Genomic DNA, 8,522 nt, shown 5'->3' on the forward strand with positions numbered 1-8,522 from the left:
CAAGGAAACAGGGAAACAAGGAAACAAGGAAACAAGGGCGGCTAACTTGTCTACTTGTCTACTTATTTACTTGTCTACTTGTCTACTTATTTACTTGTCTACTTGTCTACTTATTTACTTATTTACTTGTCTACTTGTCTACTTGTCTACTTGTCTACTTGTCACCTTCCTATCACAAGCACGAAAGGGACAGATCATGACCAGCAGTGTTCAGGTCTCTCATGTCGCTAAGGCCTTTGGCCCGGTACAGGCAGTTTCTGATGTGACTTTCTCCGTTCAGGCCGGCGAGATTTTTGGGCTGCTTGGTCCAAATGGTGCAGGAAAGACGACTACGATTCGTCTCATTTTGGATATCTTCAAACCCGATCGCGGCCAGGTATCAATCCTGGGCGGTCCAATGTCTGAAGACAAGATGGACCGCATTGGCTACATGCCTGAGGAACGGGGTCTTTATCAGGACATGCCGCTGGAGTCCTGCCTGGTGTACCTGGCAACTTTGAAGGGACTCTCTCGAAGGGAAGCCCGCAACCGGCTGGACGGATACCTGGACCGCTTTGATCTTGCAGAGCACAGGCGCAAAAAGGTCAAGGAACTCAGCCGCGGCATGCAACAGAAGGCGCAGATCATCAATACGGTAGTGCATGGGCCCGAATTGCTGATTGTGGATGAGCCGTTCAGCGGATTGGATCCTGTCAACACCCAGCTGGTCAAAACCTTGCTGCTCGATCTGAAGGATAAGGGAACGACCATTATCATGTCGACCCATATGATGCATCAGGTCGAAGAACTTTGTGATCGTATCGTGCTCATCAACCAGGGACAGAACGTGCTGTACGGACCCCTGGAGCAGATTCGTCGCGATTTCTCCGGGCACGCAGTGATGGTCAAGGTCGACGGTGACCTGCCGGCGTTGACCGGCGTGCAGGACACCATACAGAAAAACGGATCCATCCAACTGGTTCTGGCAGATCAGACCGCTCCGCAGGAGATATTGCGGCAGCTCATGGCAGATCATGCCACCGTGGAACAGTTTGAGATTGCCGTGCCGACGCTGGACGAAATCTTCATCCGGACCGTAAACGAGCAGTAGATGGACAGGATTGGAAGAGCGTGATGTCAAAGCTGCGTTTGGTTGCCGAAAAACAATTTCGAAAAGAGGTGCTTTCGAGGGGATTCTTGTTTGCCGTACTGAGTCTCCCCCTGTTTCTGGCGTTTTCCATTGGCATGGGTGCCCTGGTGGAAAATCTGACCGAGGAAACAGCAACGGTCGGCTATGTAGATCAGGCTGGATTTCTCGCCGTGGCCTCCACGCCAGCCGCTGAATCAGGAGTGGTCCTGGTCGACTTCGACTCAGCTGACGCGGCTCGGGCAGCCCTCGATCTCGGCCAGATCGACGCGTTTTTCATTCTACCGCCAGATTACCCGGCCGACCCAAAGGTCGAGTTGATTTCCTTCGACCGGCTACCTGGTTGGGCCACCAGGCATTTCAACGATGTGCTGCGCGTCAATCTGTTGGCGGATTTCGACCAGATCGTCGTAGATCGCGCCCTTGCCGGACCGCGGATATCTGTGCAGGCCGTCGATGTCGAACGGGAGTTCCCTGACAGTGGTCCGCCACCGGGCAGCCTTCTCGTGGTGGTGATGGCAGTCCTATTCGCCTTCCTGGTTATGATCGTGTCCGCCACACTTATGGAGGCGGTGGTCGAGGAAAAAGAGAATCGCACCATGGAGATCCTGGCCACCTCGATATCGGTGGGTCGCTTGATGGCCGGCAAGATCCTGGGGATCGCGGCCATGGGGTTCCTGCTGTTCCTGGCATGGACGTTTTTCCTTGCGGCGGCAGGTTGGATCGCTGCCCAACTGTTCGACGTTTCGTGGCTGAAGGAGATCCAGGTCAACTGGCGGGACACTCTGCTGTTGGGCACAGTCGCAGTACCCGCGTTCCTGTCTATTGCTGCCTTGATGACGATGTTGGGATCGACGCTGATCGACTCTCAGGAAGCGCATCAGATAGGTCCACTGATGTTTATTGTTTTGATGGTTCCACTCTACTTTCTGGTTCCGATTGCCAGGAATCCTGCTGGCCCAGGGCCGGTGGCTGCCAGCATCCTTCCGTTCACGGCGGTGCCTGTGCTGGCGGTCCGCAGCCTCTTCATGGAGGTGCCTGCCTGGCAGTTCATCGCCGCTGCCGCGCTGTCTGCCATCTTTGCGATCGCGCTGATCTGGTTGGCGGGACGGGCCTTCAGGTTGAGCATGTTGCGCTACGGCAGCCGATTGCCGGTGGGTGACATTTTCCAGAGGAGATCAACGGGATCGCCGGCGGCACAGGCAAGGTCAGGTTGAGCATGAAAAAGATGTTGTTGGTCATGGTTAGCGAGATAAGCACTACCCTTCATCGCAAGACTTTTTTGCTGTTTGCGTTTGTGCTGCCATTGGTGCTTGGCCTCGTTGCCCTGGGCTTCGTGCTATTGAAGCGGGATTCCGCGCCGGCAGCGGTTCAGGTTGACAACGCGCCACCGTTGTCGAGTGCGAAGATGCCGCGCCATGGCTATGTAGATCTGGCGCCCCTGACTGAAGTGCGCCCGGATGGCATGCCGGCGGGGACGCTGACGGCATTTGCGACGGAAGGGCAGGCTCGGGCTGCCCTGGAGGCAGCCGGGATCGATGGTTACTATGTGATCCCGGAGGATTATCTGGAACGCGGCGGACTCACCTATGTGGCGCCGCGCTACAATCCTATCGAGGACCGGGTTTCCACGGGCAGTCTGGAACGCATGCTGCTGGCAAACATGCTGGACGGAGACGACGCGCTGGCACAACAATTCATGCAGCCAATGGAACTGTCCAGAATGCAGCTTTCGCCAGCCGAAACGGATAGTGCCTCGGAATCCTGGATATCTGAAATGTTTCCCACATTGATGGTGCTGGTGCTCTATATGGCGATCATGATGCCGGCCAGTACCCTGCTCAACGCGGTGGCCGACGAAAAAAAGAACCGGATTGTCGAAGTCCTGATGACCTCGCTGTCGCCCGTGCAGTTGATCACCGGCAAGATCCTGGCCCTGGGGATTCTGGGCTTGTTCTCGACTGCCGTGTGGCTCGCGATACTGTTCCTTGTGGCAACCAAGGGCGGATCGGCGCTGTCCGTGCCGCCCGATTTTGATCCCCCCATGCAGATGCTGTTCTGGGCCTTCGTCTATTTCCTGGGCGGCTTTTCAGTTTACAGTGCCCAGATGGCCGGTGCAGGCGCCATGTCGTCTGACCCCAAGGAGGCGAGGAGCGCGGTGCTCGTCATCATGGGTCCCATGATCGTAGCTTACATGTTTATGATCGTTGTCATCCTGAATCCCAACGGCCCTATTGCGTTGTTTGTGAGTCTGTTCCCCCTCACATCGCCGGTGGGCATGATCGCCCGGATGTCGGTGACCGAGGTGCCCCTCTGGCAGGCCACGCTGGCTGCCGTGCTGCAGTTCCTGACGGCGATCTGGATTGTGAGACTGGTAGCTCGTCTGTTCAGAGCGAAGTATCTGCTGTCCGGACAAACTTTTTCGGTCAAGGGATATTATGAGGCGCTGTTGGGACGGGCCTGAACAGCGCCTCGCCGGTCTCGCAGGCGATTATCCCTGATCGAACTTGATCCAGACTTCCCCCTGGCCCTCTGGGACACACATGCGGAAGTTCTGGCTATCTCGTTCGCCATTGCCATCGAGCACCCAACCCTCGTAACATCCGGCCACACTGCCACCCAGCTGATTGGGCGATAGCTTGTACTCGTAGTTGTACTGCCCATTGGGCCCCGAACGTTTGTCCCCGGGCCAGCTGCGTGTGCTGTCGGAGATCGGTAGTTTGCCCACGCCATCCTTCTCCAGCCAGATGAAATAACTGCCCTGGGCCTCGCCGCCGCGCCCGCCGTGAACGAAAGCAAGAGTCAGCTTTAACTCCGTGCCGCCGTTGGCAGCAAAGGAAGGCCCGCCCCGTACGTTGAACTTGCAGCCATCGCCGCCGATACCCGCGCAGGGATCGGGGGCCGCCGGTTTGGGTGTTGGCGTTGGCGGCAGCGGCTTAGCCGTTGGCCTGGGCTTGGGCGTATTTGTGGGCACCGGTGTGTCGGTCGGTGTTGCTGTCGGAGGCACCGGCGTATCAGTCGGCACCGGTGTGTCGGTCGGGACTGGCGTATAGGTCGCTGTTTCGGTTGGCGTGGCCGTGGCCATCAACATGGCTATGTGGGTCTTTGTGACCGCAGCCACAGCAGCGCTGGTCGGTGTGAAGGTTGGTACCATGGACCGGACCTGGGTCGGGGTTGTTTCCACCGCTGTTTGCGGGCCACATGCCGTGATGGCGATCAGGCTTACAATCAACAGTATCAACAAGGTACCGCGATGGGGCAAGCGTCCCGTCATTATCGATGATTTTGAAAAGAGGCCGGACTGCCGACCCCTCCCGGGTGCATTTTTCATTTGGTTTTCATCCTTGGTTGAGGATTTGGGCCGTCTGTCCACAGGAAAAACAAGGACTCTTCAGGCCCATAGGTACGAGGCCCAATTATACCACGGCAGCTGGGCCACCAGAAAAAACCACATTCAACGCTCGTTTGAGCTTGGGCCGGTCTGTGCGAAGCCTCCCGCAGTGCCAGCGGAGTGGGCCCGACCGAGCCCAAATGAAAGGACCGCGGACACCATTACCCGCACCCTTCGATACGGCCTGGCTGGCTAGCTCTCGTACCGTCTGCTACCTCACGGTACGCCTGCTGGCGTGACGTCACGCACCGCCCGCTGGCGTCGTGCCTCGCGGCGGCCTACTCGGGATGCAGCCAGTGTTCGGCACGTTCCTGACCAAGGCAACTTCTGTCAGAATGGCATGGTTGTGGTACAATCGAATTGTCGGCAACTGGAGTACTCAGTTCAGGTGTCGGTAAAAATGCCACCCCATACCAGATAGGAGCCTTTCTAATGGATTATCGTTTTCTTGGCAGATCGGGATTGCAGGTTTCTGCTCTTTCCCTGGGATCATGGGTCACCTTTGGTTCTCAGTTTGGAGAGGACCAGGCCTATGATTGTATGAAAACAGCCTTTGATTCCGGTGTCAACTTTTTCGACAATGCCGAGGGATATGCCGCCGGCGAGGCGGAGGTCATCATGGGCAATGTCATCAAGCGTGCAGGCTGGAAGCGCTCCGATCTCATCGTTTCCACCAAGATCTTCTGGGGAGGCGGTGGTCCCAACGATGGAGGCCTCTCTCGCAAACATATCATCGAGGGCACGAACGCAGCCCTGGCGCGGCTCCAGATGGATTACGTGGACCTGGTGTTCTGCCACCGGCCTGACCAGAACACGCCCATCGAGGAGACGGTCCGGGCAATGAACTTTTTGATCGACCAGGGAAAGGCTTTTTATTGGGGTACCAGTGAGTGGAGCGCCCTCCACATTTTGGAGGCCTACCACATTGCCCGTCGCGAGCACTTGATTCCTCCAACGATGGAGCAACCTCAGTATCACATGCTGCATCGCGAGCGTGTTGAAAGGGAATATGCCCCTCTGTACGAGGAGATTGGCTTGGGCACAACCATCTGGAGTCCTCTGGCAGGTGGAATTCTAACGGGGAAATATGACGACGGGATCCCTGAGGGCACCCGCATTTCACTGCCCGGTTATGAATGGCTTCGTGATAGATTTGAAAGCGAACAGGGTCAGAAAAACATCGCCAGGGCGGGTGATTTGAAGCCGGTCGCTGATGATCTGGGCTGTTCCCAGGCACAGTTGGCCCTGGCATGGTGCTTGAAGAATCCCAATGTCAGTACCGTCATTACCGGGGCAAGTCGACCGGAGCAGGTCGAGGAGAACATGAAGGCGTTGGACGTGGTTGAAAAGCTCACGCCTGAGGTCATGGAGCAGATCGAGACGATTCTCGACAACAAGCCGGACCAGGAACAGGTGTTTCGCTAAACCTGGCGTTGTTCCGAGGGCCGACTATTTCGATCGATAACACATGAATCCCACCGACATCTATCAATCGATCGCATCAGCGACGAGTACCATCACCACCGCGGACTTCACGCGCAATCTGCTGCTTTCGGTCTTGATCATCGTTGGGTTGGTATTGCTGCGGCGACTGGCCATGCGCTACATCTACCGGCAGGACCTGAAGTCTGCCGATCGCTACCGCTGGACCAAACTTGTAAGTTACGCAATTACGGGAATCGGAATCGTTGCTATCGGTGCCGTCTGGTTTAGCGGAATCGGTGGGTTTGCCACGATTCTGGGTCTTATTCTGGCAGGGCTGATCATTGCTCTGAATGAACCTCTGACCAACATTACTGCCTGGGCCTATATCCTGTGGCGAAAACCGTTCGTTCTCGGAGACCGCGTCGCTCTTGACGATGTACGCGGGGACGTTGCCGACCAGGATCCCCTCACTTTTTCGCTGCTGGAAGTGGGGGCACCTGACAACAGCAGTGCGCGTCAGTTGACCGGCAAGGTCGTTCATGTACCTAACCGGTTCGTTTTCTCGCAGGCAGTGAAGAATGAAAGCGAAGGTTTCGAGTTCATATGGCACGAGGTCCCGGTGGTAATCACATTCGAAAGCGATTGGGAAAAGGCCAAATCGATCTTGACCGAAATCGTGGAAAAACATGCAGCGGATCTTGTGCCAGATGCAGAAACTGAGTTGGAGCAGGCATCATCCAAACTGATATTTGCCACTGGAAACGCTGAACCGGCGGTGTATACTCGAGTCGTGGATCACGGCATCGAAATGGCGATGCGATTTGTGGCAGGCGTTCGGAGACCCCGACAGATGGAGCAAGCCATCTGGGAGGATGTGCTACGGGCTTTCGCAGCCGAACCGGACATCGCTCTTGCTTACCCGACACAACGATTCTTCCGCAATCCCGATGAAGGGAAACCTGGCGTTGGTGGACCCCCTGTCAGTAGATAATCCAATTCTCTGTTTGTGGGCGGATGAACCATCTGCCCCTGCGCGGCCTTGAGGAGGCCAAAAATGGCAAAGAGCAAAGTTGCAGTTCTAAGTACTTCTCCGCAGACGGTGCTGTCCGATTATCACAGGTTGATGAACCTGGCCGATTATCGGGAGGTGATCGCCCGTGATGTGGATACAGCCCTCAAGATCAATATCTCGTGGCACTTCTTTTACCCCGCTAGTTCGACCACTCCCTGGCAACTGGAGGGGGTTATCCGGGCCATGGAGCAGGATGGCTACGACAAGGACTTGATCCATGCCTGCCACAACCGCACAGTTGTAATCGACTCCCATCTGGGTGAAAGAGAAAACAAGCAGGTAAACGTCGTGGATGCCCACGGCCTGCGCAATATCCACCTCTATGAGGGCGAGGAATGGATACATATCCGCGATGCAGTGGGCGATCTTGCTGACAAGTTTCTGGCCTTGAATGAGGTCTATCCGGATGGGTTCTACATCCCGAAACGTTTCATCGGGGAGAACATCATCCATCTGCCCACGGTTAAAACGCACATATTCACGACCACGACCGGCGCGATGAAGAACGCATTTGGCGGCCTTCTGAATGAGCGCCGCCATTGGACCCATCCTGTGATCCACGAGACGCTGGTAGATCTTTTGATGATCCAGAAAGAGATCCATCGGGGCGTCTTCGCAGTGATGGATGGCACCTTTGCCGGGGATGGCCCGGGCCCGCGCTGCATGGTGCCCTACGTGAAGAATGTGATCCTGGCCAGCGAGGACCAGGTAGCAATCGACGCAATAGCGGCAAAGCTTATGGGCATTGATCCCATGTCGATCAAGTTTATTCGCATCGCCCACGAGATGGGATTGGGCTGTGGCGACCCGGACCAGATAGAGCTGGTGGGAGACGAGGAAACTGGCCAGCAGAATTGGCATTTCGAGGGCCCATTCCGTGAGATGACCTTCGCATCGAGGATGCAACACAAGATCTATTGGGGTCCGCTCAAAGCCCCCTTGGAATGGTCTTTGAAAACTGTGCTGGCGCCATGGTCCTACATTGCATCGGTACTCTACCACGATACCTTCTGGTATCCTTTCTTCGGAAAACCGAAAATGCAGGCTGCTCTTAACAGCGAATGGGGCCGCTTGTTCCGGAACTGGGAGGTCCTCACTCCCGACGAAAATGGTTTCGCCGACGTCGGGCAGGAAGCCCCGGAGCTTCAACTCACCGGTTTTGCCGCCTTCCTGCAATCATTGACGATTCTGGGAACTACTATTACGGAGGCACCCGAGTTTGCCTCACGCAAGCAGCAGCGACTCTCGGCAGGCCATGAGGAGACCTCGCCCGCTGTGAGCGAAAGCGAAGCCAGTCTGGCAATTGGCGGCCTGGCTGCTGTTGCTGTGGTACTCGGGGTGCTCTGGTTCCTGATTAGCAGGTTGCGGGGAAACGACAGCGAGTGAGACGTTGAAACCGATGGCCGAAAAACCATCCACCGGTTCAACTGAGAGTCGAGTTCAAGATACTCTTCATGCCGCGGCGGCCCGGGGTTGGACACCCGGCGCCCCCCGCCGGGGGGGGAAAC

The 8,522-nt window shown here is 56.3% G+C and carries 7 protein-coding genes; 6 read left to right on the forward strand and 1 reads right to left on the reverse strand.

What is annotated here, in order from left to right; translation table 11 throughout:
* Positions 1-196: 196 nt before the first annotated feature.
* Genes U9R25_08210 through U9R25_08220 form a run of 3 tightly spaced genes read left to right on the forward strand, consistent with a single transcriptional unit; the run spans position 197 to position 3,590 of the window.
* Positions 197-1,090 (forward strand): ATP-binding cassette domain-containing protein, encoded by an 894-nt coding sequence (locus U9R25_08210; protein ID MEA3335882.1) that lies wholly within the window; start codon positions 197-199, stop codon positions 1,088-1,090.
* 23 nt (positions 1,091-1,113) lie between these two features.
* Complete coding sequence (locus U9R25_08215) at positions 1,114-2,343, forward strand: ABC transporter permease (GenBank protein MEA3335883.1); 1,230 nt, start codon at positions 1,114-1,116, stop codon at positions 2,341-2,343.
* Positions 2,344-2,345: 2 nt separating this feature from the next.
* The gene (locus U9R25_08220) at positions 2,346-3,590 is read left to right on the forward strand and encodes an ABC transporter permease (GenBank protein MEA3335884.1); all 1,245 of its coding nucleotides are present in this window, start codon (positions 2,346-2,348) and stop codon (positions 3,588-3,590) included.
* A gap of 27 nt (positions 3,591-3,617) precedes the next feature.
* Here U9R25_08220 and U9R25_08225 read toward each other — a convergent pair whose 3' ends face one another.
* Positions 3,618-4,457 carry a hypothetical protein gene (locus tag U9R25_08225; GenBank protein ID MEA3335885.1) on the reverse strand — a complete coding sequence of 280 codons (840 nt, stop codon included), beginning with the start codon at positions 4,455-4,457 and terminating at the stop codon, positions 3,618-3,620.
* A gap of 492 nt (positions 4,458-4,949) precedes the next feature.
* Here U9R25_08225 and U9R25_08230 point away from each other — a divergent pair, with 492 nt between their 5' ends.
* The 3 genes from U9R25_08230 to U9R25_08240 all read left to right on the forward strand — a co-directional run bounded on the left by U9R25_08230 (position 4,950) and on the right by U9R25_08240 (position 8,400).
* Positions 4,950-5,942 carry an aldo/keto reductase gene (locus U9R25_08230; GenBank protein ID MEA3335886.1) on the forward strand — a complete coding sequence of 331 codons (993 nt, stop codon included), beginning with the start codon at positions 4,950-4,952 and terminating at the stop codon, positions 5,940-5,942.
* 43 nt (positions 5,943-5,985) lie between these two features.
* Positions 5,986-6,933: a mechanosensitive ion channel family protein gene (locus tag U9R25_08235; protein ID MEA3335887.1), complete on the forward strand. Its 948-nt coding sequence runs from the start codon at positions 5,986-5,988 to the stop codon at positions 6,931-6,933.
* 63 nt (positions 6,934-6,996) lie between these two features.
* Positions 6,997-8,400: a DUF362 domain-containing protein gene (locus U9R25_08240; protein MEA3335888.1), complete on the forward strand. Its 1,404-nt coding sequence runs from the start codon at positions 6,997-6,999 to the stop codon at positions 8,398-8,400.
* The last annotated feature ends 122 nt before the right edge of the window (positions 8,401-8,522 follow it).

The organism is Chloroflexota bacterium (assembly GCA_034717495.1).
Lineage (GTDB): Bacteria > Chloroflexota > Anaerolineae > JAAEKA01 > JAAEKA01 > JAYELL01.